The 26,389-nt window shown below is 65.9% G+C and carries 27 protein-coding genes and 1 tRNA gene; 13 read left to right on the forward strand and 15 right to left on the reverse strand.

Annotated elements, in window-relative coordinates; translation table 11 throughout:
• The first annotated feature begins 242 nt into the window (after positions 1-242).
• Entirely contained in the window at positions 243-3,905 is a 3,663-nt protein-coding gene (locus tag BVE01S_RS13695; protein WP_084375412.1) for a TonB-dependent receptor domain-containing protein, read from the forward strand.
• A gap of 106 nt (positions 3,906-4,011) precedes the next feature.
• Here the strand turns inward: BVE01S_RS13695 and metK are convergent, their stop codons facing one another.
• Complete coding sequence (metK, locus tag BVE01S_RS13700; protein WP_066628676.1) at positions 4,012-5,217, reverse strand: methionine adenosyltransferase; 1,206 nt, start codon at positions 5,215-5,217, stop codon at positions 4,012-4,014.
• A gap of 159 nt (positions 5,218-5,376) precedes the next feature.
• Between metK and BVE01S_RS13705 the strand changes: the two genes are divergently transcribed.
• The 4 genes from BVE01S_RS13705 to BVE01S_RS13720 are packed head-to-tail and all read left to right on the forward strand — an operon-like array spanning position 5,377 to position 7,033.
• Positions 5,377-5,823, forward strand: a complete 447-nt coding sequence (locus tag BVE01S_RS13705) for a helix-turn-helix domain-containing protein (RefSeq protein ID WP_066628679.1) — start codon at positions 5,377-5,379, stop codon at positions 5,821-5,823.
• Between the two features lie 27 nt (positions 5,824-5,850).
• Positions 5,851-6,189, forward strand: a complete 339-nt coding sequence (locus BVE01S_RS13710; RefSeq protein WP_167544806.1) for a hypothetical protein — start codon at positions 5,851-5,853, stop codon at positions 6,187-6,189.
• Complete coding sequence (locus tag BVE01S_RS13715) at positions 6,186-6,659, forward strand: hypothetical protein (RefSeq protein ID WP_244878388.1); 474 nt, start codon at positions 6,186-6,188, stop codon at positions 6,657-6,659. Before BVE01S_RS13710 ends, BVE01S_RS13715 begins: the two co-directional genes overlap by 4 nt.
• Before the next feature lie 5 nt (positions 6,660-6,664).
• Positions 6,665-7,033: a hypothetical protein gene (locus BVE01S_RS13720; protein ID WP_066628683.1), complete on the forward strand. Its 369-nt coding sequence runs from the start codon at positions 6,665-6,667 to the stop codon at positions 7,031-7,033.
• On the opposite strand, the gene BVE01S_RS13725 is transcribed toward BVE01S_RS13720, so the two are convergent.
• The 4 genes from BVE01S_RS13725 to hemC form a co-directional block, all read right to left on the reverse strand.
• A complete protein-coding gene (locus BVE01S_RS13725; protein ID WP_039246365.1) occupies positions 7,034-7,387 on the reverse strand; it encodes a helix-turn-helix domain-containing protein in 354 nt (117 codons plus the stop codon). It abuts the gene before it with no gap.
• Between the two features lie 171 nt (positions 7,388-7,558).
• A tRNA-Thr gene (locus BVE01S_RS13730) sits at positions 7,559-7,634 on the reverse strand.
• 41 nt (positions 7,635-7,675) lie between these two features.
• Positions 7,676-8,383: a uroporphyrinogen-III synthase gene (locus BVE01S_RS13735; RefSeq protein ID WP_066628686.1), complete on the reverse strand. Its 708-nt coding sequence runs from the start codon at positions 8,381-8,383 to the stop codon at positions 7,676-7,678.
• Positions 8,380-9,345 (reverse strand): hydroxymethylbilane synthase, encoded by a 966-nt coding sequence (gene hemC, locus BVE01S_RS13740; protein WP_066628687.1) that lies wholly within the window; start codon positions 9,343-9,345, stop codon positions 8,380-8,382. Before hemC ends, BVE01S_RS13735 begins: the two co-directional genes overlap by 4 nt.
• 46 nt (positions 9,346-9,391) lie before the next feature.
• On the opposite strand from hemC, the gene tsaD reads away from it, so the two are divergent.
• The 3 genes from tsaD to BVE01S_RS13755 are packed head-to-tail and all read left to right on the forward strand — an operon-like array spanning position 9,392 to position 11,932.
• Entirely contained in the window at positions 9,392-10,531 is a 1,140-nt protein-coding gene (tsaD, locus tag BVE01S_RS13745) for a tRNA (adenosine(37)-N6)-threonylcarbamoyltransferase complex transferase subunit TsaD (protein WP_370667761.1), read from the forward strand.
• A 26-nt stretch (positions 10,532-10,557) separates the two neighbouring features.
• Positions 10,558-11,556, forward strand: a complete 999-nt coding sequence (locus BVE01S_RS13750) for an NAD(P)H-dependent glycerol-3-phosphate dehydrogenase (RefSeq protein ID WP_066628688.1) — start codon at positions 10,558-10,560, stop codon at positions 11,554-11,556.
• Positions 11,549-11,932: a Rieske (2Fe-2S) protein gene (locus BVE01S_RS13755; protein ID WP_066628691.1), complete on the forward strand. Its 384-nt coding sequence runs from the start codon at positions 11,549-11,551 to the stop codon at positions 11,930-11,932. Before BVE01S_RS13750 ends, BVE01S_RS13755 begins: the two co-directional genes overlap by 8 nt.
• Before the next feature lie 6 nt (positions 11,933-11,938).
• On the opposite strand, the gene ppk2 is transcribed toward BVE01S_RS13755, so the two are convergent.
• The gene (ppk2, locus tag BVE01S_RS13760) at positions 11,939-12,688 is read right to left on the reverse strand and encodes a polyphosphate kinase 2 (RefSeq protein ID WP_066628694.1); all 750 of its coding nucleotides are present in this window, start codon (positions 12,686-12,688) and stop codon (positions 11,939-11,941) included.
• Between the two features lie 102 nt (positions 12,689-12,790).
• Between ppk2 and BVE01S_RS13765 the strand changes: the two genes are divergently transcribed.
• Entirely contained in the window at positions 12,791-13,552 is a 762-nt protein-coding gene (locus tag BVE01S_RS13765) for an extensin-like domain-containing protein (RefSeq protein WP_066628701.1), read from the forward strand.
• Between the two features lie 196 nt (positions 13,553-13,748).
• Positions 13,749-13,952, forward strand: a complete 204-nt coding sequence (locus BVE01S_RS13770) for a cold-shock protein (RefSeq protein ID WP_017505920.1) — start codon at positions 13,749-13,751, stop codon at positions 13,950-13,952.
• 85 nt (positions 13,953-14,037) lie between these two features.
• Here the strand turns inward: BVE01S_RS13770 and BVE01S_RS13775 are convergent, their stop codons facing one another.
• From BVE01S_RS13775 to BVE01S_RS13785, 3 genes are read right to left on the reverse strand one after another with little or no spacing between them, the layout of a single operon-like run.
• A complete protein-coding gene (locus BVE01S_RS13775; RefSeq protein WP_066628704.1) occupies positions 14,038-14,967 on the reverse strand; it encodes a DMT family transporter in 930 nt (309 codons plus the stop codon).
• Positions 14,968-14,977: 10 nt separating this feature from the next.
• Complete coding sequence (locus tag BVE01S_RS13780) at positions 14,978-17,200, reverse strand: GAF domain-containing protein (RefSeq protein WP_066628707.1); 2,223 nt, start codon at positions 17,198-17,200, stop codon at positions 14,978-14,980.
• Positions 17,197-17,784, reverse strand: a complete 588-nt coding sequence (locus BVE01S_RS13785) for a biliverdin-producing heme oxygenase (RefSeq protein ID WP_066628710.1) — start codon at positions 17,782-17,784, stop codon at positions 17,197-17,199. The genes BVE01S_RS13780 and BVE01S_RS13785 overlap by 4 nt, the downstream gene beginning before the upstream one ends.
• A 132-nt stretch (positions 17,785-17,916) precedes the next feature.
• On the opposite strand from BVE01S_RS13785, the gene BVE01S_RS13790 reads away from it, so the two are divergent.
• Entirely contained in the window at positions 17,917-18,693 is a 777-nt protein-coding gene (locus BVE01S_RS13790; RefSeq protein WP_066628713.1) for a transglutaminase-like domain-containing protein, read from the forward strand.
• Between the two features lie 7 nt (positions 18,694-18,700).
• Here the strand turns inward: BVE01S_RS13790 and BVE01S_RS13795 are convergent, their stop codons facing one another.
• Both BVE01S_RS13795 and rpmB read right to left on the reverse strand, forming a co-directional pair.
• Positions 18,701-20,425 (reverse strand): M1 family metallopeptidase, encoded by a 1,725-nt coding sequence (locus tag BVE01S_RS13795; RefSeq protein ID WP_066628717.1) that lies wholly within the window; start codon positions 20,423-20,425, stop codon positions 18,701-18,703.
• A 109-nt stretch (positions 20,426-20,534) separates the two neighbouring features.
• Positions 20,535-20,831: a 50S ribosomal protein L28 gene (gene rpmB, locus BVE01S_RS13800; RefSeq protein WP_026108540.1), complete on the reverse strand. Its 297-nt coding sequence runs from the start codon at positions 20,829-20,831 to the stop codon at positions 20,535-20,537.
• A 236-nt stretch (positions 20,832-21,067) separates the two neighbouring features.
• On the opposite strand from rpmB, the gene BVE01S_RS13805 reads away from it, so the two are divergent.
• Positions 21,068-21,547: a DUF3617 domain-containing protein gene (locus BVE01S_RS13805; RefSeq protein WP_038294089.1), complete on the forward strand. Its 480-nt coding sequence runs from the start codon at positions 21,068-21,070 to the stop codon at positions 21,545-21,547.
• A 73-nt stretch (positions 21,548-21,620) separates the two neighbouring features.
• On the opposite strand, the gene BVE01S_RS13810 is transcribed toward BVE01S_RS13805, so the two are convergent.
• Together BVE01S_RS13810 and fdxA are read right to left on the reverse strand one after the other, a co-directional pair.
• Positions 21,621-22,151 carry a CarD family transcriptional regulator gene (locus tag BVE01S_RS13810; protein ID WP_055753908.1) on the reverse strand — a complete coding sequence of 177 codons (531 nt, stop codon included), beginning with the start codon at positions 22,149-22,151 and terminating at the stop codon, positions 21,621-21,623.
• Positions 22,152-22,451: 300 nt separating this feature from the next.
• On the reverse strand, positions 22,452-22,793 hold the full coding sequence (fdxA, locus tag BVE01S_RS13815) for a ferredoxin FdxA (protein WP_017505910.1): 342 nt from the start codon (positions 22,791-22,793) through the stop codon (positions 22,452-22,454).
• A gap of 171 nt (positions 22,794-22,964) precedes the next feature.
• On the opposite strand from fdxA, the gene BVE01S_RS13820 reads away from it, so the two are divergent.
• The gene (locus BVE01S_RS13820; RefSeq protein ID WP_066628722.1) at positions 22,965-23,591 is read left to right on the forward strand and encodes a YceI family protein; all 627 of its coding nucleotides are present in this window, start codon (positions 22,965-22,967) and stop codon (positions 23,589-23,591) included.
• 32 nt (positions 23,592-23,623) lie between these two features.
• Here BVE01S_RS13820 and BVE01S_RS13825 read toward each other — a convergent pair whose 3' ends face one another.
• Positions 23,624-23,899 carry an RNA-binding S4 domain-containing protein gene (locus tag BVE01S_RS13825; protein WP_066628724.1) on the reverse strand — a complete coding sequence of 92 codons (276 nt, stop codon included), beginning with the start codon at positions 23,897-23,899 and terminating at the stop codon, positions 23,624-23,626.
• Complete coding sequence (locus BVE01S_RS13830) at positions 23,896-26,385, reverse strand: helicase-related protein (RefSeq protein WP_066628726.1); 2,490 nt, start codon at positions 26,383-26,385, stop codon at positions 23,896-23,898. Before BVE01S_RS13830 ends, BVE01S_RS13825 begins: the two co-directional genes overlap by 4 nt.
• Between the last annotated feature and the right edge of the window lie 4 nt (positions 26,386-26,389).

A 26,389-nucleotide genomic window follows, 5' to 3' on the forward strand; every position in this document is an offset into this window, starting at 1 on the left:
CAAGCAAAGCGCATTCCGGGCGCAACCTCAAGTGAGGGTTACGCACAACGGATGTGCTCAACCCTACGTCGCGTCAGAGTAGTCCGGGGTAAAATCGTGACGACAAACAAGCAATTATAGTGCAAAAATGTGACGCAATGCCTTGAATTCATCATTTGAGGCGAATTCTGCTCCAAAACACATCTTTCCTGTGGCAGCTATGCGTCAGCCGCTAGTGCGGATGGGGGTATTCAGGAACTGAGATGAAGATTGCTTTGCTAACGGGTGTGGCAATGACCGCCATGCTGGGTGGTTTCCAGGCGCAAGCTCAAGACGCTGCGCCAAATGCAACAACCGTGACGGAGGTTGTTGTTACGGGCTCGCGCATCAAGCGCCCACAGTTCGACGGAACGATTCCCGGTGTTCAAGTCACCAAGGAAGAGATCGTTCAGCGCGGCTTTAACAACGCTTACGACATCGTGCTCAGTCAGCCGATGGTTTATGCTGGCGCTAGCCCCTACGGAAGCAACGGTGGTCAGACCTCAAGCCTCGGCACGGCTTTCGCCGACTTGTTAGGTCTCGGCAGCCAGCGTACTCTGACTTTGGTCAATGGACGACGCCAGGTGTCGGGTAATGCGGCGACGTTGTTTGTAACCGGCAACAACGCGGGCTCGCAGGTTGATCTCGGCGCCATTCCGTCACAGCTCATCGACCGTGTTGACACCCTGACCGTCGGCGGCGCCGCCGCCTATGGGTCGGACGCTATCGCCGGCGTGATCAACTACATCATCAAAGACAAGTACGTGGGCAGCGAGGCGCGCGTCTCTGCCCGGACCTCTGCCCACGGCGACGCCAATCGCTACAGCTTGAGCGCCATTCACGGTCAAAACCTGATGGGGGACCGGGCCAATCTCACCTTGGCGTTCGAACAGACTGAAACCGACGCGCTGTACGCCGACGCCCGAACGTGGACGCTCGACGCCGCGACTGCGGTGACAAATGCTTTCAACGGTTCCAAGCGTAACCCGAATTTCGCAGCGAACGCGGCCATCGATGTCAGCGGTCTGAATAACGGCGCCTTCCTGCGCAACACCGACGACGGCCTGCCATCTACGGCCTACGCCTATTTTGCGCGCAACTCGCTACAGTACCCGTCGGGTATTGCCTTCACGCCATCGAGCGCTACCGCAGCCTGTCCGACGACGATCGCCGGGGTGACGGCGTGTCTGTTGCCGACGGGTTCGGTCAGCTCGACGTCGCAACTGGTCCCCGGCATTCCCACCGGCAACGGTCTCTATTTCACTAGCGCGCCGTCAGGCACCTTCCCCAATTTCGCGCCAACATCGTTGCCGACCGGGGTCACGGCTGCGGCGGTCTTCGCCAGATATGGCGTAACGCCTCCCGCTGGCCTGACCGCCGCTCAGCAGAACACGCTCGCCATCAACGTTTTGCAAAGCAAGTTGCCGACCCTGCGCGAGTATCTGGCCCAGAACCCCAACACCGACATCAATCTGATCGTTGGCTCGCTTTATTCGAACATTCCGCGTGTAGCGAATACAGATCCGGCGACTCGCGCGCTATTCCCCTTCATCGCTAGGCCTGTGCGGTTCAACGCCAATGGTGAGGCCGAAAACTGGTCCTTCGCCAATATTGCGCCAGACGCCCAGGGGACCCTGGGTGTCGCTCCAGGAATCGAAGGCAATAACACCAGCCGTTACAGCCTGATTCAAAATGCGCAGACCCGTAAGAACTTTACGGTCTTTGCGACCTTCGACATCAACGACCACATTCAGGCCTATAGCCAGAACATCTATTCGACCGTCGAAACGGTCCTTCCGCGCAATGGCGCGCCAGGCAACGCCGTGACCTCGGCCGGAAGCGAATCTTCGGGCATTTTGGTCAGCATTAACAACCCGTACCTGAGTGGGACGTCGCAGCAGCTGCTGCGTAATAGCGGCGCGGTCAACACCGCCAACAACTTCATCATGTCGCGAACCAACCAGGACATCCTGGGCGACAACCGGCTGCGCGGCGTCACCAACATCGGTAACTTCGCACAAGGCCTGAAGGGCGACTTCGATTTTCTTCAGCGAAACTGGACCTGGGATCTGTCCTACACCTACGGTAAGGCTGATGGTAAGGTCGACTTCACCGGTATCCGTGACCTGGAGTATCTGCTGGCGATCGACACCGTTCGCGACGGCAGCGGCGCCATCACGTGTCGCGCCAAGACCAATGCCGCCGCCTATCTTGGCAAGAGTCCATCGGTGATCGTCACCAATCTGGCCGACACTCCGCGGCCGGATGGCTTGGTCGCCAAGCAGCCGTTCACACCTGTCGTGACGCAGGCGATGATCGACGGCTGCCAGCCGCTGAATCCCTTCGGATATGACCAGATGACACAGGCGGCGAAGGACTACGTCACCGCTCAGCAGTTCTACGCGTTTGAGAACGTCCAGACCTTCCTGCAAGGCTCGGTGACCGGCGACCTGTTCCGGCTGCCGGGCGGTCCGCTGGGCGTGGCGCTGGCCGCCGAACGCCGCACCACCAAAAACGACTACTGGGTCGACGAGATTTCACGTTACGGCCGCACGCGGTCGGCGGCGATCTCGGCCACTCAGTACGAGACCGAGGCGCAGGAGTACGGCGTCGAGGTGAACGTCCCCGTCCTTGGCAATGGCTTCAACCTACCGTTTGCGCAACGCCTGGAAATCAACTCGGCGGTTCGCTGGTCCAAACAGACCGGGAACGCATCGACATACGTCAACCAACTAGGCACCACCATCAGCCCGTCCTACGAGGGCGAACTTTCGAAGATCTGGTCGTTGGCTGCCACGTTCCAGCCGATCCGAGACATCACCTTCCGCGGCAATGTCACCCGCTCAATCCGTCAGCCGGACGGCGTTGAGCTCTTTTTGGGCGGTCAGGCTTCCTTCACGTCGATGAGCGACCCTTGCGCGGTCGGCAATATCAACTCGGGCCTGAACCCGGCGACGCGCAAGGCGAACTGTATCGCCGCTGTTCGCGCGGCAGGATACGCATCGACCAACGCCGAGGCCGAAACCTTCCTCAGCACCTTCAATCCCGGCACGCCATCGGTGCTGGGCGCCCGCTTCGGCAACATGGAACTGAAGCCGGAGCGCGGTGAAAGCTGGACGGCGGGCGTGGTGCTTGAACCGCGTTTTGTACCGAACTTGCGGATGTCGTTCGACTATATCGACATTCAACTGAAGGATCAGTTGACCCGCGTGTCAGCGGAACAGCTTCTGACCTACTGCTACGACTCCGCGTCCTACCCAGACAACAACGCTCAGTTCGGTCTGAATACCTGCAGCTCGGTTCCGCGTTACACCTCCGGTACGGAGCCCAACGCCAGCCGCGCCTTCAGCGTCAATGACGGCTGGCAGTCGACGTATCTGAACCTGGCGCAGACCAACCTGCGCGCCGCCAACCTCGTCGTGCTTTATCGCTTCGATCTGGCGGAACTGTTCAAATCGTCGAGCGACTGGGGCAGGGTGTCGGTGAACAGCAACCTCTACCGCATCTACGAGTCGAGCTTTAGCGGGACGGGGCTTCCGGGAGACACCGAACAATATCTCGGCAGCATCGGCACGCCGAAATGGCAGAGCAACACGACGATCGGCTACTCGCTGAAGAGACTCTCGACCAGCCTGAACTTCTCCACGATCTCGGATACGATCCGTTTCAATGGAGCGGTGCCGGCGACCATCGAACAGAACGCCTATCTCGATCGCAAAGGCTACGCGCTATACAACCTGTATGTCGGCTACGAGCTCAATGATGCGGTTGATTTGCGCTTCAACGTCAACAATGTCTCGAACAAGCGTTGGGAAGAGGAGGCCGTTGGCGCTATCGTCAGCACGGTTGGCCGCACCTTCCAACTCAGCGTCAACGCGCGTTTCTAAATCTGCGATCGCTTGAAGTGGAACCGCTTTTGCGGTTCCACTGACGCAGGAATGACTAGCGTCTCAACCGGAATCGCGAAGCGGTTCCGGTTGAGACGACCGATACTTAGGCCAAGGCCTTGAGCTGATCGACCAGATCGGTCTTTTCCCAGCTGAAACCGCCGTCCGCATCCGGCTCGCGGCCGAAGTGGCCGTAGGCGGCCGAGCGGGCGTAGATCGGCTTGTTCAGTTGCAGATGCTGGCGGATCGCACGCGGCGTAGCGCCGCCGATCAGGTCCAGAATCTTGTCTTCCAGAACGGCTTCGGAAATCTTGCCGGTGCCGTGTAGATCGACGTGGATCGACTGGGGCTTGGCCACGCCGATGGCGTAGGAAATCTGGATCGTGCAGCGGTCGGCCAAACCGGCGGCGACCACGTTCTTTGCCAGGTAGCGGCAGGCATAGGCGGCCGAACGGTCCACCTTGGTCGGATCCTTGCCCGAGAAGGCGCCGCCGCCGTGGGGCGCCGCGCCGCCGTAGGTGTCGACGATGATCTTGCGGCCGGTCAGGCCGGCGTCGCCGTCCGGTCCGCCGATCTCGAAGATGCCGGTGGGGTTGATGTGCCAGACGGTGTTCTCGTCGGTGAAGCCTTCCGGCAGCACTTCGAGAATATAGGGTTTGACGATCTCGGCGACCTGCTCAGAGCTCAGCCCCTTGGCGTGTTGGGTCGACAGGACGATCGAGGTGGCGCGGACCGGCTTGCCGTCCTCGTACTCGATCGTGACCTGGCTCTTGGCGTCGGGCTCGAGCTGCGAGCCGCCGGCGTGGCGAAGCTCGGCCAGACGTTTCAGGATGTTGTGGCTGTACTGCAGGGTCGCCGGCATCAGCTCCGGCGTCTCGTTCGATGCATAGCCGAACATGATCCCCTGATCGCCCGCGCCCTCGTCCTTCTCGTTGGTCGAGTCGACGCCGACGGCGATGTCGGCCGACTGGGCGTGCAGGAAGCAGGAGTAGTCCGCCGTCTCCCAGTGGAAGCCGTCCTGCTCGTAGCCGATGTCCTTGACCGCGGCGCGGACCAGCGGCTCCAGGCTGTCGATGATGCTCTGGGTGAAGGCTTCGTTCTCTTCCTTGGTGTTGCCCGGCTGGGTGGCGCGGACTTCGCCGGCCAGCACGATGCGCTGGGTCGTCACCAGGGTCTCGCACGCCACGCGCGCCTCCGGGTCCTTGGCCAGGAAGGCGTCCACGACCGTGTCGGAGATGCGGTCCGCGACCTTGTCGGGGTGGCCTTCGGAAACGCTTTCCGAGGTGAAGAGGAAGGAAGAACGAGCGGCCAAGAGAGGCTCCTGTCAGTGTCAGACCGACAGACATATAAAGATATGCTTATATGTTCAAGTGATCTGACGCAGCGCCCAGCCGCTAGAAACTGCTTTGCGGCGTAAGCATATCGGCTGACTCCCCCTCATTTTAGGGTAAACAGGCCCAAGGGGGTCCCCATGCCAGAAGGCCTGACGACGAGAGAGAGCGAATGTGTCCGCTTGGCCGGTCAGGGTCTTGAGGACAAGGAAATCGCTGCGCGCCTGCGTATCTCGCCGCGCACGGTCGGCAATCACCTGCATCGCGCCTATGCCAAGCTGGGCGTTTCGGATCGCAAACTGGCGGCCCGGCGACTGAGTATTGGCTACTCAGAGGCGTCGATACTCATTCCCGACACCGGCCCCAATACGCTCAATGATCCCACGTCGGCCGAACAGTCGGACGATGCGGTTTCCGACCCAACGACTTCCTGGCTTCTGCCTGCGCCTCCTCGGGGCGCTCTGGCGAGAGTGGGGATCATCGTCGCCGGGGCCGCTATCGCCCTTCTGTTCGCCATCGGGATCGTGACGGCGGGCATGGTGGTTCCATCCCTTTTCGACCGGCTCGCTCCCGCTGAAATGCGCTGACCAAAAGGCTTAACGGGAGACGAGCCAATGAAGAACATGCACGTCGGCGTCCGCGTGGCGCGACAGGTCAGAACCGCCGAACACGCCGTCGATCAGGCAATGATCGAGGTCTGCCGGCTGGTCCAGACGGCGCTGGAAGGTCGGGTCGAGGCGCGCCTGGCGGCGGAAGTCGGACAGGAGGCCCTGGCCAATATGGTTCGCGGCCTCAGCCAACTCGCCGAGGTTCGCGGCTCGGTCATCGCCAGTCATGGCGAGCTGGCCCAGGTCGCCGACGATCATCAGGTCGGCTGGTATTTGGACGGTGCGCACGAAGACAAGACGGTCAAACCCACTGGGTTCGCCCCGGTTCTCTCCGTCGCCGCTTGATCGCTGCCGTCGGAATGGGGTCGCCGCTGTCCTTGCTTCTGGCGTGTCTGACCTACGGCGTCATGGCGCTTCTGCTCTGGAAAGGCCGTATGCCGGAGCGGATCGCCTTGGTCGCTCTGGTCGTCCTCAACTGGGGCACGCCATTGGTCGATCACCTGTTCATCGGGCATTTCCGGTGGGGGGTGGCGATCCTGTCGGTGTCCATGTTCTGTCTGCTGGTCGGTCTGGCTCTCCGCTACGACCGATGGTGGCTGCTTCTTGCCGCCGGAGCCCAGCTTATCGCGGTCTCGACCCATCTGGCCGGCATCGCCGGTTCTGACGCCCTGCTGTGGTCGATCGTATCGACCCGAATGGTCGTCTGGTTCGAGCTCCTGCTCCTCGCCCTCTTAGGCGTCTTGGAGGCTCAGTGCGCCCCCTACGCCCGTCCCAAATCAGCGCCCGGATCGATCCGGGCGCTGCAGAAAGTCTGAATGTCATGAATACCCAAACCACCCCCCCCTTCATGCCGCTTTTCCGCTCGTGGCTGGAAACGGCCAATCTGGCGAAACAGGTCGGATCGTCATCGCTGCCCGCCAGCGGCGAGAACCTGCTCGTCGAACTGGATCTGGCGCCGATGGAAGCGGCGGAAACCACGCTTCTCGATCACGCCCCGACCTCGGCCGTCGAAGCCGTCTGCATGATCGAGATCATCCGCCAGAGCCTGTCCGACGCCGGCCGCTCGGACGGTCGCGATGCACGTGCGCTGGACGCCATCCAGTCGTGGTTGGCAGGCGCGGCTCTCGACGGCGCCGATCATCGCGATGAGGTCGAGCAGTTGCTGAAAAGCGCCAGCAACCGGGCCTGATCAGCCGCGCAGGCCCTTGGCCACGGTCAGAAGGGCGTCGCGTTGAGCGGCGTCCTTGATGCCGCGGAAAGCCGCCAGCAGCTCGGCGACCCCGGGGGCGGCCAAAGCCAGTTCGTCGCCCTCGGCCGTTTCCAGTTCGCCCAGCAGGGCCGCGCCGGTCGATTTCAGCACCGAAGCGATCTGCAGCAGGCGGGCGGCCGAGACGCGGTTCACGCCCCGCTCGTACTTCTGGATCTGCTGGAAGGTCACGCCTGCGCCGGCGGCCAACTGCGCCTGGGTGATGCGCAGTTCCTCACGACGGGTGCGGATGCGTCCGCCGATGGCGATGTCTACGGGATCAACTGCGTCGTTCATGTCGGCCTGCGGGCATAGATAATGCGGCGCCATGGCCCCAAAACACCGATCCCGTCAAGCCAAAGCTGCTCAGCTAGGGATTGCTACGTGCGTTGCAGGTGACGATTCAACCTTGAGGATATATTTCAGCGATCTAGACGCCGCCTCCCGCGCGAACCGCGCTCGGAGAAGTGGTGCCGCTTAGGTGACTCGAACACCTGACCCCATCATTACGAATGATGTGCTCTACCGGCTGAGCTAAAGCGGCCCGGTTGCGACGAACGAAGCAGTCCGCGCGAGACGGGGTCTTTATACGGCCGCATCGCGCTTGCCAAGCGCCGCTTTCAAGATCGTGAGCAATGTGGCTTCGTCAGGCGTTTGGGCCACGGCCGGCGTCAGGCCCAGGGCGACCAGCGGGGCGGCCGCGGCGGGAGAGATGCAGGCCGTGATGGCGTGCGAGAGCCGGGGTGCACCTTGTTCGGCCAGGATATGCGCTGCGCGGGGGGAGTGGATCAGGACAGCGTCGAACTCCGTGGGTGCAGCGACGGGGGTGCGTCCGGCGCGATAGACAATCAGTGGCTGGATCGAGACGTTGCGGGCGCCGGCGAGGACCAGGGCGGCGTCGAAGTCGCCGGCGGGGGTTTCGGCTTGCGGAACCAGCACGACGCCGTCGCTCAGTTCGGAGCCGATCAGGCGGGCGAGGGCGTGGAGATCGCCGGAGGCGGAGCGGACTTCTGCGAAGCCGGCGTCGCGGGCGGCCTGGGCGGTCGCATCGCCCACGGCGAAGACCGGGCGGTCGCGTTCGCGGGTCAGGGCGGCGAAGGCGGCGACGCCGTTCAGGCTGGTGAAGGCCAGGGCGGTGAACGGGGTCAGGTCGGGGACAGGTGGGGTCAGGTTTTCGATCGCCAGCAGAGGGGCGATAATCGGCTCGAACCCCATGTCTCGCAGGCGTGCGGCGGTGCGCGAGGCGCCAGGTTCTGCGCGCGTGATCCAGATGCGGGGGGGCGCCGCAGTCATCCGTCCAGCGTCGCGGGATCGACTTCCTGATCGCCGGCGGAGGCGTGGACCTCGCCGCCCAACCGCTGGCCCAGGGCGCGGGCGTCGGCTTCGGTGGGTTGAGGAAGGTCGCCGACGCGGCGCCAGCGGGCCGAACCGTCGGGGCTGAGCATTTCGGTGGTTAGGTGCAGGCTGTCGTCAGCGATGCGGGCATAGGCGCCGACGGCGGTGCGGCACGACCCCTCCAGCGCCGTCATGGCCCCGCGCTCAGCGGCGACGGCGATGGCGGTCTGGGGGTGGTTCAGGGCGGCGACCCAATGAGCATTCAGGGGGGCGTCTATGTCGGCGGCGCGGGTCTGGATGGCCAGGGCGCCCTGGCCCGGCGCGGGCAGGAAGGCGTCCAGCGACAGTTTCTCGCGGATATGGTCGGTGACGCCCAGGCGCGTCATGCCCGAGACGGCCAGAAGGATCGCATCGAAATCGCCATCGGCCGCGCGACGCAGGCGGGTGTCGATATTTCCGCGCAGCATCTCGACCTTCAGGTCTGGCCGCAGGGCCAGCGCCTGGGCCTGCCGTCTCAAGCTGGCGGTGCCCAGGCGCGCGCCGAAGGGCAGGGCGTCGAAACTGTCGAAGTCGCGGCTGATGAAGGCGTCGCGGGCGTCCTCGCGCTCGGGGATGGCGGCGATGCACAGGCCCTCGGGCTGTTCGGCGGGGACGTCCTTCATCGAATGGATGGCGATGTCGATCCGGCCGGCCAGCAGGGCCTCCTCGATCTCCTTGGTGAATAGGGCCTTGCCGCCGACCTCCAGCAGGCGGCGATCCTGGATGCGGTCGCCGGTGGTGACGATCTCGACCAGAGGAACGGCGGTCTCGATCTCGGCCTCGGGCACGTTCAGGGCGCGGCCGATGGCGCGCTGCATCATGCCGGATTGGGCGAGCGCCAGCTTGGAGCGTCGGGTGCCGATGCGGAGGGGAAAGGTCATGAGCGTTGCGCACCGGTCGCCGGGTCGCTACCTCGACCCGATGGAGATGTCCGCCGACTATAGCAGCGGCGCCAAGTCAGCAACTGGACGGGATGTCCCCCCTCGTCCCGGTCCGCTGACGGTGCTGGGCCTGGAGACCAGTTGCGACGAGACCGCCGCCTCGGTCGTGCGCCTGACGGGCGGTCGGGCGGAGGTGTTGTCCTCGGTCGTTCACAGCCAGATCGACGACCATGCGGCCTATGGCGGCGTGGTGCCCGAGATCGCAGCGCGCAGCCACGTTGAGATGATCGCCGAGGTCACGCGACGCGCGATGGCCGAGGCCGATATGGCCTATGACGGGCTGGACGGGATCGCGGCGACGGCCGGACCGGGTCTGGTCGGCGGGGTCATGGTGGGCCTCAGCTTCGGCAAGGCGGCGGCGCTGGCGCGCGGCCTGCCGCTGGTGGCGGTCAACCATCTTGAGGGGCATGCGGTGTCGGCCCGCCTGGGGGCGGAAGTCGCCTATCCCTTCGTGCTGCTGCTGGTGTCGGGCGGCCACTGCCAGCTTCTGGAGGTGCGCGGCGTCGGCGACATGAGCCGGATCGGGGCCACCATTGACGACGCGGCCGGCGAGGCGTTCGACAAGATCGCCAAGGCCTTGGGGCTAGGTTATCCGGGCGGCCCGGCGCTGGAGCGGTTGGCCATGCAAGGCGACGGGTCGAAGATCGATCTGCCGCGCGCCCTCTTGGGCCGCAAGGATTGCGACTTTTCCTTCTCGGGCCTGAAGACGGCGGCCTTCCGCATCGCCCAGACCTGCGAGACCGAGCAGGATAAGGCCGATCTGGCCGATGCGGTGCAAAACGCCATTGCGCGCCAACTGTCGGATCGGTCTGAGCGGGCGCTTGCGGCCTATGCGGAGACGCATGACCACAAACTCTTCGTCGTCGCGGGCGGGGTCGCGGCCAACAAGACCATCCGCGCGACCTTGCAGGCGACGGCGGCGAAACACGGCTTCGACTTCCTGGCGCCGCCCATGGCCTATTGCACCGACAATGCGGCGATGATCGCCCTGGCGGGGGCCGAGCGGCTGGCGCTGGGCCTGACCAGCGACATCGACGTTGTCGCACGGCCGCGATGGCCGCTGGACGAAGCGCGGGCCCTGTCCGATCCTTCGCACAAGCCGGGCCGCAAGGGCGCGAAAGCATGACGAACGAAACCGCCTCGGGAGGGCGTATGGAATTCCGCACGGCAGGGGTCATCGGCGCAGGCGCCTGGGGCACGGCCCTGGCGCAGGTTTGCGTTCGGGCCGGACTGGACACGACCTTGCAGGCGCGCGAGCAGCAGTTGGTCGAGACGATGCGGGCGACGCGGGCCAACGACCTGTATCTGCCTGGCGTGCCGCTGGCCGACGAACTGAAATTCACCGCCGATCTGGCTGATCTGGGCGTCTGCGACGTGATCCTGGCGGTGCCTCCGGCCCAGCACATGCGCGCGACCCTGACGGCGTTTGCGCCCCACTATCGCGCCGGCGTGCCGGTGGTGCTGTGCTCCAAGGGCGTCGAGCGCGGCACGATGAAGCTGATGACCGAGGTGCTGGCCGAGACCCTGCCGGACGCCCCCGCCGCCGTCCTGTCCGGTCCCAGTTTCGCGGGCGAGGTGTCGCGCGGCCTGCCGACCGCCGTGACCCTGGCCTGCGCCGATCAGGCGCTAGGCGAGGCCTTGCTGAACACCCTGTCGGCGCCGGGCTTCCGACCCTATCTAGCGACCGATCTGGTGGGCGCCGAGGCGGGTGGCGCGCTGAAGAACGTCCTGGCCATCGCCTGCGGCATCTCCGAGGGGCGTCAGTTGGGCCGCAGCGCCCACGCCGCCCTGATCACGCGCGGCTTTGCGGAAATGACCCGCCTCGCCGTCGCCATGGGGGGGCAGGCGGAGACGGTGGCGGGCCTATGCGGCCTGGGCGACCTCGTCCTGACCTGCTCCAGCCCCCAGTCGCGCAACATGAGCCTGGGTCTGGCCCTGGGTCAGGGGCAGACGGTCGAACAGGCCCTGGCCGGCAAACGGTCGGTGGCGGAAGGCTATGAAAGCGCGCCGGCGGTTCGCGAACTGGCCGCGCGTCTGGGCGTGGAAATCCCGATTTCGGAAGGGGTCGCCGCCCTGCTGGCCGGCGAGATCGATGTCGATGGTCTGATCGACGGCCTGCTGTCGCGCCCGCTGAAGGCCGAGCGTGTCTGAAGCGGCCGAGGCGCCGGCCGAGCGCAAACGGGTCTGGAAGACGCCGCCCGGCGTGGCCCTGTGCGGCGAGGGCGACATCGCCGACCCCGGCTCGCGCGGCTTCGTGCTGCAGATCGGCGAGGCCTTCTTCCACGGCTTCGTGGTCAGGAAGGACGGTCAGGTCGCGGGCTGGGTCGATCGCTGCCCGCATGCGGGCTTTCCCATCGCCATGGAGATCGACCGCTATCTGACGCCAGACGGCGCGCTGATCCTGTGCGGCTGGCACGCGGCGGTGTTCGAGCCGCTGACCGGCGAATGCAAGGGCGGCCCCTGCGCGGGCGGGCGGCTGACGCCCTGGCCGGTGGCGGCCTCTGGCGGGATCGTCAGAACGGCCTGAGGCGCTTCAGCTCGCCAGTTTGCCCTTGGCCTTTCCGGCGCTGAACACGACCTCGGGATCCGGTTTCTTGATGTCGATGCTGGTGTGACTCAGCACCGACAGGATGTAGCGGCCGATGTTCAGCCGCGCCGTCTTCTTGTCGTCGGTGGCGACGACGGTCCAGGGCGCATAGTCGCGGTCGGTCTCGTCCAGCATCCGGTCGCGGGCGTCGGAATAGGCGTCGAATCGCGCCTCGGCCTCGGCGTCCAGCGACGACAGCTTGAACTTCTTCAACGGATCGTCGCGGCGTTCCTTCAGCCGCTTCGCCTGCTCCTTGCGCGAGATGTCCAGCCAGATCTTGATCAGGATGATCCCGTCGTCCGTCAGCATCCGCTCGAAGCGCGGGGCGTCGGTCATGAACTGGGCGTACTGCTCGGGCGTGCAATAGCCCATGACCGGCTCGACCCCGGCGCGGTTGTACCAGGACCGGTTGAAGATCACCGTCTCGCCCGCCGCCGGCAGGTGCGGAACATAGCGCTGGAAATACCACTGGCTCGTCTCGCGGTCGCTGGGTTTGGGCAGGGCGATGACCCGCGTCTGGCGCGGCGACATATGTTCGGTCAGGCGCTTGATCGCGCCGTCCTTGCCGGCGGTGTCGCGCCCCTCCAGCACGATGACCACGCGCGAGCCATGCTCGATGCTCCAGGCCTGGGTCTGGACGATGGCCAGCTGAATCTGCTCCAGCTCGGCGTCATAGGCGTCGGATTTCTTTCCCATGGCAAGAGAGTGGGCCGAGGGCCGGCAGAGAGCAAGGGCGAGGGAGCCGACTGCGAAGCTGGGCGTTAAGGCGCCGGGCCCGTCCGGCCTCCGAGGGGCCGAATGAAGCGCGATCTGGCGGACATGTGGAATCTGGTGTGGGAGCTGGCGCTGCTGGTCTGCGCCGGATTTGCGTTGTTGAACGCCTTCGCTCCGCCCCAGGACCTGCCGTGGAAGCCGCTGGATCTGGATCGTCCGCTGGGCCGCGCGACCACCGCAAAGGTCGCCGCCTTCGATGTGCCGACCGCCGCCACCCCCGAGGCTGTCGAGGGCGCGACCGAGGCCTGTATGCAGGCGCTGCGCAATGCGGGGGTTCAGGTCGAACGCGCGCCCGACCGCGACGACGGCGGCTTCTGCGTGGTGCGCGGGGCGGTGCGGATCACGGGCGGCGAGGTGACGCCGCTGGCGCCGGCCGATGTCGTCATGCAGTGCCCGCTGGCGGTCCGCTACGTCATCTGGGATCGACAGGTGCTGCGCCCGGCCTCGCGCGACATTATGGGCTCGGCGCCCGCGCGGGTGGAGAACTACGGCACCTATTCATGCCGCCGCATCTACGGCTCGCAGGACGAGGCCGAGCGGCCCAGCGAACATGCCAAAGCCAATGCGCTGGATGTCGCAGCGGTGACTTTGAAGGACGGTCGGACCGTCAGCGTTCTGAACGATTGGCGCGGCGACGGGCCGGCGGGCGAGCCGGGCGGCCGCTTCCTCCACGCCTTGCGCGACGGGGCCTGCCAGCTGTTCTCGACGGTGTTGACGCCGGACTACAACGCCGCCCACGCCAACCATCTGCACATCGACGGGGCCGCGCGGGGCCTCTGTCGTTAAGCCTGAATGCATCCGGTGCGACTCGCTTTGCTGTTGACCGTCTGGAAAAGCCGGGTGACAACATCGCTGCAGTCCGGATTTCGCGTGGGGTCCAAACCCGCGTTTCGCTCCTTCGCCTGAACGAGCTGTCCAGATGGATTGTCGGGTCACCTCGAGGGGGATCCGCCTGGAAAAGCGCGTTTACGGAGACGCAGACATGGCGACCGGCACGGTCAAGTGGTTCAACCCCACCAAGGGCTACGGCTTCATCCAGCCCGATAGCGGCGGCTCCGACGTGTTCGTTCACGTCACCGCCGTTCAGAAGGCCGGACTTCAGGGCCTCGATGAGAACGCCAAGGTCGAATACGAGCTGGAAAACCAGCGCGGCAAGACCTCGGCGATCGACCTCAAGGTCCTTTAAGTCGATCCAGCCTTCAAGGCTTAGAGGCGGGCGCGGGAGTTTCTCCCGCGCCCGTTTTGTTTTTTCCGGGCTACCGCGCCTCGCGCTACTTGAGCCCGTTTGATGCGTCCTGCGGCTTGGTCTCGGCGGCTTGGACGGTCTTGGTGTGTTGGGACCGCTGCGCCAGGACGATGGCGCCCAGCACCAGGGCGCCGCCCAGGGCCTGAACCGGCGTCAGGGTTTCGCCGAAGATCCACCAGCCCAGCAGGCCCGCGACAACCGGCTGGATCAGGATGGTCACGGCCGTGACCGAAGCGGGCAGTTTGCCCAGCGCCCAGGCCACGCCGCCTTGGCCGAAGACGTGCATCACGCCCATGGCCATGCAGGCGGCCCAGCCGGCCGGTCCGGCGGGGATGACGGCCTCGCCCAGCGCCAGGGCGACGATCAACAGCAGGGGCGCGCCCAGCAGCGTCGCCCAGAAGGTCACCCGCATCGCGCCGGCCGTGCGCCGCGCCGCCTGCACCGACAGAAAATAGCCCGAGTACCAGACCGCCACCGACAGGGAGAACAGGTCGCCCAGCGTCGGATTGGTCCCTTGGCCGCCATCAGCGCCCGCCGCCATGGCGAAGGCGCCGCCCATGGCCAGGGCCAGGGCCAGGATGAACAGCCGGTGCGGCCGTTCCTTCAGCACGAACCAGCCGAACAGGGTCACGACGACCGGCGTCAGGTTGCACAGCACCGTCGCGTTTGCGACCGAGGTCATGACGATGCCGTAGTGCCAGAAGCTGAGGTCCAGGGCGAAGAACAGGCCCGCCAGCAGCGCCCATTTCGACGGCGCGCCGACGCCGCCCGGTTCGCGCGACGCCAAGATCGTCAGCAGGGGCAGGGCGAACAGGAACCGCCAGAACCCCGCCGCCGCCGGCCCCGTTTCGGTCAACCGCACTAGAATAGGCGCCAAGCCCAGCACGCTGGCGGCGATCAGCAGAATGATCAGCGCAAAGGCGCGCGAGGAGGGACGAAAGGCCACGGCGGACATGGCCCGGCTCTTACGGCGCCCTGCGACCTGACGCCACAGGCGCCGTCAGGCCTCGCCTTAAACGAGCGGGTCGATCCGCGACCGCAACACGACGCTGAGGCCCGGCGCGCGGTCGCGATAGTCGATCGTCCCGTCCAGCTGACCGACCAGGCTCTTGATCATCATCGAGCCGAACCCCTTGCCGGCCAGATGCCCGCCGGCGCCCTCGTCCTCCACCGTCATGCGGAAGAAGGCGCCGTCTTCCTGGAAGGCGATCCGCAGCGGACCAGGCTTGCCGCCATAGGCGTACTTCTGAGCGTTGATGATCAGTTCTGTCAGGATCAGGCCGATGGTGATGGCGCGCCCCGGCTCGATGCAGACGGGGTCCAGATCGGTTTCGATGGCGGCGGCCCAATCGGGCCCCATGCTGGAGCCCAGATCGCCGATCAGCTCGCCGATATAGCGGCTCATGTCGATGGTCGTGAACCTGATCGCTCAGATACAGCCGACTGTGGACCGCAGAGACGGCGCGCACGCGACGTCGCGCCTCGTTCAGAGCGGTCGCGGCCGAGCCGCCCGCCTGTTCTCGCGCCTGAAGGCCCAGGAAGCTGGACACCAGCGTCAGGCTGTTCTGAACCCGGTGGTTCACCTCGCGGATCAGATACTGCTGCTGCTCCAGCCGCAAGTCGCGCTCGGACAGGCGGTCCTGCAGCGATCGGTTCAGCCGTCGAATCTGATGGACTGCGGCGTAGTCGGCCAGAGCGTCCCTCAGCCGAGCGGCGGATTCCACGGCGGCGGGGCCCCAGCGGTGCGCGCGGCCCGAGACGGTGTCCGACCAGCTCTCGAACGAGGCGCGGGGCGTCAGAATGGCGTTGGGGCCAGTCTTCTCCGCCGTTGCGGGATTGCCGGCCCAACGCACCGTTTCCAGCACCTCTGAGCGGAACCACAGCAGCGAGACCGGCTGATCCAGAGGCAGGGTGACCGCCAGCAGACCGCTGGCGTGTGTCTTCCAAGCCTCGGCGGCGGGTAGAACCGAGGCCAGGTTGTGCGACGAGACGGGGCGCAGGCCCGGCCGTCCAGCAGCCCAGGCGGCGATGGCGCGTACGCCGTCTTCGGGCGGTGTATGGCCAAAGGTCTGGATATCGCCGTCGCTGACGATGGCCAGACCGTCCGCGCTGGTCAGCTGCATCAGGGCGTCGGCCTTTTCGCCCAGCGCCTCTCGCATCGGCCGGTCTGGCGACAGCCGCGAAAGCAGTTCGTCCTCCATCCGACGCAGGCGCGTGCGCTCGCGATACAGGTCGGCGTCGGTCTTGGACTTCAGTTGTCGCGCGAGATTACGCGCCAGCGCCGTGCAGCCCACGCGCAACTCATAGGGCAGCAGCTTAGGCGAGGCGTTGTGGCAGGCCACCAGCCCCCACAGGGCGTCATCGACGATGATCGAAACCGAAGCCGAGGCCCGAACGTCCATGTTGCGTAGATATTGCAGATGGATTGGGGACACCGAGCGCAGGCCGCTGTCGCTCATGTCCAGCGGCGCCTCGCCGGGCGCAATGGGGCGCAGGGGCTGGGGCGTATAGCGGCTGTCCGGAATAACCCGCACCGGGTTGCGCAGATAAAGGGCGCGCGCCTGCTGCGGGATGTCTGTGGCGGGGAAATGATGGTTGAGGAAGGAGCCGGACCCATCGGCGCGGCTTTCGGCCACGACCTGACCCGCCTCGTCGTCCTGGAAGCGATAGATCATCACCCGGTCGAAACCGGTCAGGCGACGGAAGGCGTCCGCCGCCCGCTCGCACACCGTCTGGATCGTCACCGCCCGTTCCAGCGCGGCGCCGGCGGCGTCCAGGTTGGCGATCAGATCGACGCCGAGCCGGGCCTGCTGCGAGCTCTGCTCGACCTCGATGATCATCAGATCATTGATCGTGCCGGAAGTCGTCCCCGGCGCACGATGCACCACAACGTCGTATTCCAGACGATTGGTCGCGCGCCAGCGACAGGCGAAGCCGGCCTCCTGATGCGCGGCCATGGCGCGCACGGCCCGGTCGGCGACATCGCCCAACACGTCGGCGACGGTGCGGTCGATCCAAACCTTACGGCCCGTCAACTCCTCTATTGCGCCCGCCCCCTGGCGGATGGTCAGGGATTGCAGATCCAGCACCAGCATGAAGCCGTGCGGTTGGATCGATTGAGGAATGTGGATCGGCTCGCGATCGCACTCGTTCAGCGCGGCGTCGGCCAGGTCGAGCGTCTCGGTCATGCCGCGGCCTCCTGCGGCTGGGGTTGCAAGGTGCGGTGGGCGAAGGCGAAGCCGTCTACGCCGCCCTTCACCACCTGATCGATCGTGACGTGGCCGCTAATGCGGGCCCGGTCCAGCAGGTCCATAAAGGCGCGCCAGCGTGCGCCGGTTTCTTCGCCATAGGGATCCAGAAAGCCGAGGCCGTCCAGATCGCGACCCTCGGCGGCGAGCCGGCGTCGTATGATCCGACCGCCCAGCATCGACCCTTCGGCCACATAGACCCAGCCCAGGGCTTCGCCGGCCGAGGCGGGCGAAGCCGGACGCGCCGGCGGAGGAACGCGCTGGCCCAGTAGCGTCAGGTCCTGGGCGATCCCGTTCGCGCGTGATCGCGGTTCGAAGCTGGCGCCCAGTTCGGCGTTCAACCGTGCCACAAGCGGATGGCTGAGCGGCTCCAGTCCGGCATGGAAGCGGTAAAAGGCCGCCACGGTCGCCCCCCGCGTGGCGGGGTCCGACAGACGCGGCTCGATCTGGGCCTGGACTTCCAGGGTTTCGTGGGCTGAGGCGGTGGCTTCCCGAAGAGCGAGAAGGGCAGGGGAAGCGATCATGGGGCTCAGATTAACACACTGTCTTGTCTTGTCGATTTGCACAGGCCAGAAGGCGCGGACCACCACGGAACGGCCCAGACCGCGTGGCGTTCACCAGCAACCTTCTCATCTCCCTTTGATCGGCAGATTTTCATGAAACTGCGCGTCCGCGCCGAACTCGTCTATCGTTTCGATCCGCCGACGGACGCCATCTACAAGATCCAGGTCGCGCACTGGCCGGGCCAGGACATTCTGGAAGAAACCCTGACCTTCGACCCGCCGGTCGATTTTCACGAAGACGAGGACGTCGACTTCGGCGCCCGCACCCTGCGTTGCCATGTCGAGGGCGAGGTCAAGCTGACCTATGAGGCGGTGGTCGAGAACGGCGTGCTGAAGGGCCTGCCGCCCAGCGTATCCCAGCATGACTGGGGCGAGCTGCCCGCCGAGGTCCTGCCCTATCTCCAGCCCAGCCGCTATTGCCCGTCGGACCAGTTCGGCCGCTTCGTGACGCGCGAGTTCGGCGATACGGCGGGCGGCGCTCGGGTGCTGGCGATCCTGAACTGGATCACCGAGAACGTCGATTACGAGCACGGCGTGTCGGACACCGAAACCACGGCGGCGCGCACCTTCATCGACCGGGCCGGCGTGTGCCGCGACTTCACCCATCTGGGCATGACGCTGTGTCGGGCGTCGGGCATTCCTGCGCGGGCGGTCAGCGCTTTCGCCCACCAACTCAGCCCGCCCGACTTCCACGCCATCTTCGAAGTCTGGCTGGATAACGGCTGGTGGCTGGTCGATCCGACAGGCCTGGCGCCGGTCGAAGGTCTGGTGCGGATCGCCTGCGGGCGCGATGCGGCGGACATCGCCTTCCTGACGACGCAGGAGCGCTGTCAGATGGTGCGCCAGTCGGTGACGGTGGCCGAGGCCTGACCGGCCGCTACTTCGGCTTCTGCGCCGCCTTGTGGGCCTGAAGCTCGTCGATCACGTCCATCTGGCGCAGCACCTTGTTCTGCGGATCGATCAGCACATGGGCGCCGGCCGGAACCGGGATCTGGCCCCGCCCGCCGGTCATGGCCACGGTTTGAACGCGCCCGTCGATCTCGACCTCCAGCGGCATGGGGAAGACGCCGCCGTCGCCCGTCGTCCACTCCAGCTTCAGCACATCGCCGTCGCGGGTCTGCATCAGCATCGGCAGGGCGGCGTTGTAGAGATAGCCGCGGAAGAACCAGCCATAGTCCTGGCCCGTGACGTCGTTGATGATCGCGAGGAAGTCGCCAGTGGATCGGTACAACGGCGCGAAATTGCCCGGCCGGGGGCCGGGTCGGCCATAGACCAAGCGGGTGACCGCGTCGTGGAAGGCGGCGTCGCCGATCAACATTCGCAGCGAATGGCTGATCAGCGAACCCTTGGAATAGATGTCATTGCCCGGCCCAACGTCGCCTTTGTAGACCTCGTCTTCGGTCTTGGGCGTGCCTGAAACGACAGGATATTTGTTGATCAAAGCCTCGCGCTGGTTGGCCAGTTCGCGCTGCATATAGCGGTCGCCCAGCAGCCAGCGGGCATAGAGCGGCTGCATGTATGACCCCAACCCCTCGTGCAGCCACATGTCGTCGGCGTTCTGATTGGTCAGCTGGTTGCCGAACCATTCGTGGGCGAACTCGTGCTGCAACAGCCAGTCATAGCCCCGCCCGTCGATCTTGTAGCCGTTGCCGTAGGCATTGATCGTCTGGTGCTCCATGCCCAGGTGCGGGGTCTCGACCACGCCCATTTTCTCGTCGCCGAAGGGGAAGGGGCCGACGGTGGCTTCGAAGAAGTCCAGCATCCTAGGGAACTGGGCGAACAGGCCCTGGACCTGTTCGGGCGTGTCCGATTTCAGATGCCAGTAGCGCATCGGGATCGTGTTGCCGAACCGGCTGGCGTATTCGCCCGACACCTCTTCGTAGGGCCCGACGTTCAGCGCGATGGCGTAGGTGTTGGGCGATTTCGCCGACCAGTTCCAGGTGGTCCAGCCGTCGCCGTGATCGACCTTGCCCAGGAAGCGGCCATTGGACGGCGCCGATAGGGCCGACGGGACGGTGATGTGCAGATCGACCCGACCCGGTTCGCCGTGCGGACTGTCGATGCAGGGCCAGAAGATGTCGCAGCCCTCGCCCTGAACCGCTGTGGCGATCCATGGCTCGCCCGACGGCGCGGTGGACCAGACGAAGCCGCCATCCCACGGCGCACGGGACGCAACGCGCGGCTGGCCGGCGTAGGCGACGCGCAGAGCTGCCGACCGGCCCGTGGCCAGGATCTTGGGCAGCTGCACCGTCAGCCGGCCTTCGGGGTTGCACCAGCGATCGACAGCGACCTCGACCCCGTCGATTTGGACCGAGGAAATGGTCAGCAGGGTGTCCAGTTCGACGACCAGAGCGGTCAGGGGCGCCTTGGCGGTGAAGTCCAGCACGGCGACCGCGTCGATGGCCTTGTCGTCGGGCAGGACCTTGATCGACAAATCGGCCTTGTCGAACTGCATCGCCTGCTGTTCCGGCGTCAGCGGCTGATCGGTGGCCAAGGTGAAGGCGGTCGATTCGCGCGGCGTCGGCGCCGGCTGGGCGACGGTGGCGCAGGCCGACAGCGTCAGGGCGCTGGCTGCGGCCAAAAGCAAAATCTTGATGCGCATGAAGCCGTCCCTCTCTGAGGCGACAGGCTAGCGTGAGCGGGCAATGGCGCAAAGAAAAAGGCCGGTGTTTCCACCGGCCTCTTCCAGAACTCTATGTCGCGGTCGCCGATCAGGCGGCGGCTTGTTCGGCCAGCTTGGCGCGAATCTGGCGCTTGATGCGCTGAGCGGCGATCGACAGCTGCTCGTCGCGGGCCTTGACGATGAAGACGTCCAGGCCGCCCTTGTAGTCCAGGGTGCGCAGCGCGGCGTTCGAGATGCGCAGGCTGAACGTCTGGCCCAGGGCTTCCGACGTGACCTTGACCGTCTTCAGCGACGGCAGGAAGCGGCGCTTGGTCTTGATGTTCGAGTGGCTCACGTTGTGGCCGACCATGGGGCCGATACCGGTGAGTTCGCAACGACGCGACATCGTCAGATCCTTAAGGTGCGGCGTCCAGCCCGAGCGTGGGAGAAGACGCATGAAACAGTTGCGCGCGGGAACCAGCCCGCGCGAGAGGGGGCCGTATAAGGGAAGAGGCGGTTCGGCGTCAAGCCGAGTCTGGACGCATCGTCCCCGCGCCTCGTTCAGCCGTCATTCAAATGCCGCCCTGTATGGCCCATATGATGACGACCTCAAAAGAGACCCAAGCAGAACAGAAGGCTTCCATGTCCCGTCCGTCCTTGATCGATCGCCTGCCCAAGCGCGCGCTCGCCGTCCTGGCCCCGGTGATGGCCGGCGGCTTCATGCTGGCCTCGCCCGCCATCGCCCCGGCCCAGACTGCGGCTCAGTCCGAAGTCCTGCCCGGCTACTGGGAATACACGACCAGCGCGGTGGGCCAGCGCGACACCGAGCAGAAATGCGTGCGGCCCAGCGAGATCAATCGATTCTTCGGCGGCCTGTCGACCAACAAGTGGCGCTGCACCTATCCGACCCGCGTGGTCGGCAACGGCAATGCCCGCTTCGAGGGAACCTGCCAGGACCGCAAGGGCCGTCGCATCGCCGTTCGCCTGAACGGGACCTACACGGAAACCAGCTTCAGCTTCCGTGGCGGCGCCCAGATCGTGCGCGGCACGCCCTATATCCCCGCCAGCATCACGGCGCGCCGCATCAGCGCCCAGTGCCCGGCCAACGCCGAATACTTCTGACCCCGGCTCGGCGACGCATCAAAAAAGGCCTCGGATCGCTCCGGGGCCTTTTCTTTAGTCCGAGACTCGAAGCTTAGGCGGCTTCGGCGGTCGGGATCGGCTTTTTGGCGCTGAGCGACTTGGCGAGCAGCTCGACGGCGGCGTCCTTGTCGATCTTGTTGGCGGCGGCGACTTCGCGCGCCATGCGGTCCAGGGCCGATTCATAGAGCTGGCGCTCCGAATAGGACTGTTCCGGCTGGGTGTCGGCGCGGTGCAGATCGCGGACCACTTCGGCGATGGAAATCAGGTCGCCCGAGTTGATCTTGGCTTCGTATTCCTGGGCGCGACGCGACCACATGGTGCGCTTGATGCGCGCGCGGCCCTTCAGGGTGGTCAGGGCCTTCGTCACGACGTCGTCGGCGGCCAGCGAACGCAGACCGGCCGTGACGGCCTTCTTGGTCGGGACGCGCAGGGTCATCTTCTCGTGGTCGAAGGTCACGACATAGACCTCCAGCGACATGCCCGCGACTTCCTGGGTCTCGATCGCCGCCACCTTGCCGACGCCGTGCGCCGGATAGACGACCGCGTCGCCAACCTTGAACTCCAGACCAGTCTTGCTCGTCATAATCGTCCTTTCCCGGTCAGGGCCGGGCGAAACGAAGGCGCAGGAAACGCAAACAGGATCTCATCCGCCGGATCGCTCCGTCAGAGGGGATGATGTTGGGCGTCAAAAGCGGAAACGGATCACCAAACCTCTGGCCGATCCCGTCTAGGGCGGGATTCTGTCGCAAACACGGGCGGCGCGAAGATTTCGCGGACCGCCCGATCCAATGAAACAGAACCTATCACAAATCTGCGGAATTTCAAAACGTCCACAGGGCGGACGTGCAAATACGGCAAGGCTTGAGCGCCGCCAGTCCTTGAATCAGGAACCCTTGCCCGGCTTGGGGCTAAAGTATTTCTCGTATTTGCCGGTTTCGCGCTCGTACTGCTCGCGGTCGGCGGGGGGCGTGCCCTTGACGGTGATGTTGGGCCAGACCTTGGCGTACTCGGCGTTGACCTGAAGCCATTTGCCGTCCGGCTCGTCCTCGGTGTCCGGCACGATGGCGTCGACCGGGCATTCCGGTTCGCACACGCCGCAGTCGATGCATTCGTCCGGCGCGATCACCAGGAAGTTCTCACCCTCGTAGAAGCAGTCCACCGGACACACCTCGACGCAGTCCATGAACTTACATTTCACGCAGGCGTCGGTGACGATGTAGGTCATTGGGCGAAAAACGGGTGTCGGTCTGTGGGCGGGAGGCCTGCGACATGGCGGCCACGCAACCAACTGTCAACAGCGCGGCTTAAGGCGAGAGCCATTCGCAGCGCCTTGACAGAACGGCGCCTAATCGCAACTGTATTGATTGCATATCCGCCCCATCGACAGGAACTCCCCATGCGCACCCCCTTCATGAAATACGCCGTCGCCGGCGCCGCCGCCCTCAGCCTGGTCGCAGGCGGCGCGGTCGTGGCTCAGGCCGTTCTGACCAAGAACCCCGCCGAAGTCAGCGCCGGGAACTACGATCTCGATTCCGGCCACGGCAAAATCACCTGGTCGGTCAATCACTTCGGCCTTTCGACCTATACGGGCCAGTTCGTGAACGTGAAGGCGGTGCTGAAGCTGGACCCGGCCAACCCGTCGGCTTCGACCCTGACTGCGACGATCCCACTGACCGACGTGGCGCCCAACGACGACCGTCTGAAGGCCCACCTGCAAACCGCCGACTTCTTCGACACCGCCCAATATCCGACGGCGACCTTCGTCTCGCGCTCGGTCACCGTCGACGCCGATGACGCCAACGAGGCGACCGTGGTCGGCGATCTGACCCTGAAGGGCGTGACCAAGCCCGTCACCATCGAGGTCGAGTTCAACGGCGCCGGAACCGTCATGGGCGCCTACAAGGCCGGCTTCGACGGCGAGGCGACCATCAAACGCTCGGACTTCGGCATCAACTACGCCTTGCCGGCCGTCTCCGACGAGGTGAAGCTGCACATCGAAGGCGAGTTCGTAATTCAGAAGTAGGGCCTACCGCGCTACGCGCGACTTGAGGCCGTTTAGACCGTAAGCGAGTACAGGGCGCGGGCCTCTTCGGCAGGCCCGCGCCTTTCGCCCAGCCCTTCGACCTTCAGGCTGGTGACGCGTCCGTTCTGGGCAAAGGTCAGCAGGTCGCCGACGTGAACGCACCGGCTGGCCTTGTCGAGCCGCGTCTCGCGCCCCTGATGCGTCAGCCGCACCGCGCCCCGCTCCACCAGACCGGCCGCCAGGCTGCGCGTCTTCACGAACCGCGCGCGCCACAGCCAGATGTCGATGCGACAGGCGTTCTCGTTCAAGCCTTCGCCTTTCGACGCGGCCGACGACGCTTGGGTCGCGCAGGCGGCGCTTCGGTCAGGGCGGCCAGCGCCGCGAAGGGCGAATCCTTGACGATCTTCGGCGCGGCGCCCGGCTTGTCGGGCAGGCGGGCGCGTTCGACCTTCAGGGCGGCGATGATCTGTTTGGCCTGATCGGCGCGCCAGCCCAGATCGGTCAGGGCCTCCTCGGACAGCCGGCCATGGTTGGCGGCCCGCAGCTCGGCCATCTTCTCCAGCGTCTCGACCGGCGCCAGCCACCGTCCCGCCGATCGCAATCCGTGCGCGGACAACAGCCGCGCCGACGGCGGCTCCACGGGCGCGGGGATCAGATCGGGCGTCGCCGGGATCAACGGCGCGGCGACGAAGGCTTGGGCGAAATGGCGGGCGCGCGGCTTCTGCAGGCCGGGCAGCCACACCGAATGCGCCCCGATGCGGATGGCGAAACTGCGCAGCGTACGGCGCTCGATCTGGCTCAGCGCAGCCAGATCGCGCTCGACCTCGCGCCGGTCGATTACGCCGCCGGCCTCGATCAGGCGAAAGGCGATGCCCCTCGGCAGACCTTTCAGCGCGCCGCTCTCGACCGCCTGACGCAGCCGTCGCAGATCGCGCAGCGCACGGCCCGCTTCCGCCGCCAGCCACGCCTCGATCCGGCGCTGGCCGCGCTCGCGGGCGGGCGTCGGTCCCAAGTCGCCCAGCAGGCGCACGGAGGGCGTAAAGGGATCGACCCCCTGCGGCGTTGCATTGATCTGCGCCGTCAGCACGCCGCGCCACAGCACCGCCCCGTCCGGCGTGACCGAAAAGCCGTCGTCGGTCTCGGCCGCCAGGCGCCCAAGCCGTCGATTGATCTCGGGCGTCACCGCACGCACGGCGGCCTGGCGCAGGGTGCGGTCTTCCAGGGCCGAAGAGCCCTTCTCCATCTGAAAGCGCACGCCCTCCAGCTGGCCGACGACTTGGCCTTCGACCGTGACCTCGCCGTCATCGGCGACGCCTGCAAACGTGTCTTCGCGCACGTTCAGCGCCCGCATCAAAGCGGTGGTGCGGCGATCCACGAACCGGGCGGTCAGCCGTTCGTGCAGCACGTCGGACAGCCGGTCCTCCAGCGCGCGGGTCTTGTCGCGCCAGCCTTGCGCGTCGTGAACCCAGTCCGGCCGGTTGGCGATGTAGGACAGGGTGCGCACCGCCGACAGCCGCGCCGACAGCTGGTCGATCTGACCGTCGTCGCGATCCACGAAGGCGAAGCGCGGCGCCATCCAGTCGTCGGTCAGCCGGCCCCGCTTGCCGGTCAGGGCGTGGAAGACGTCCTTGGCCAGCCGGGCGTGTTCATCCAGCGTTGTCTTCTGGAAGTCCGGCAACTGGCACGCCTCCCACAGGCGCATGACCGCCCCGCGCGAGCGCCCCACGCGCGCGATCTCCTCGTCCTTGATCAGGCGACGCAGCAGTGTCTCATCCAGCGCCTCCGCCGTCAGGCTCAGCCCCGATCGCTGGGGCGTCACGGTCAGCGAGCGCAGCAGATCGGGCAGGGTGTCGAAATCCAGCCGGGCGTTACGCCACTCCGCCGCCTCGATCGGATCGAACCGATGCTCGACCACCTGTTCGACCAGATCGGGGTCCAGATCCTCGGCCTCGGCCGTGACGCCGAAGGTGCCGTCGCGCAGATGCCGGCCGGCCCGCCCGGCGATCTGGCCGATTTCATGGGCGTAAAGCCAACGGGTGCGCCGCCCGTCGAACTTTCTCAGGCCCGCGAAGGCGACATGGTCCACATCCATGTTCAGCCCCATGCCGATGGCGTCGGTGGCGACCAGGAAATCGACCTCGCCCGACTGATACAGGGCCACCTGGGCGTTGCGGGTGCGAGGAGACAGGCTGCCCATCACCACCGCCGCCCCGCCCCTCTGGCGCCGGATCAGTTCGGCGATGGCGTAAACCCGGTCGGTGGAGAAGGCGACGATGGCGCTGCGCCGGGGCAGGCGGGTCAGCTTCTTTGACCCGGCATAGGACAGGGTGGACAGCCGGTCGCGCGTCACGATCTCCACATCCGGGACCAGACGGCGGATCAGCGGCGCCATCGTACCAGCGCCCAGGAACATGGTTTCGAACCGGCCGCGCGCGTGCAGCAGCCGCTGGGTGAAGACGTGGCCGCGCTCTGGGTCGGCGACCAGCTGGATCTCGTCGATGGCCAGGAACTCGACGGACCGCTCCAGCGGCATGGCCTCGACCGTGCAGACGAAATAGTGCGGGCGCGACGGGACGATCTTCTCCTCGCCCGTGATCAGGGCGACGGCGGCGGCCCCGCGCAGCTTGACGATCCGCTCATAGATTTCGCGCGCCAGCAGCCGCAGCGGCAGGCCGATCATGCCCGAGGCATGACCCAGCATCCGCTCGACCGCCAGATGGGTCTTGCCGGTGTTGGTGGGCCCCAGAACCGCAGTCACGCGGGACGGGGCGAGGCCTGCGGACCGGTCGCTCATGTCG

Origin of the sequence: Brevundimonas vesicularis NBRC 12165, from assembly GCF_001592205.1 — a bacterium.
GTDB classification, from domain to species: Bacteria; Pseudomonadota; Alphaproteobacteria; order Caulobacterales; family Caulobacteraceae; genus Brevundimonas; species Brevundimonas vesicularis.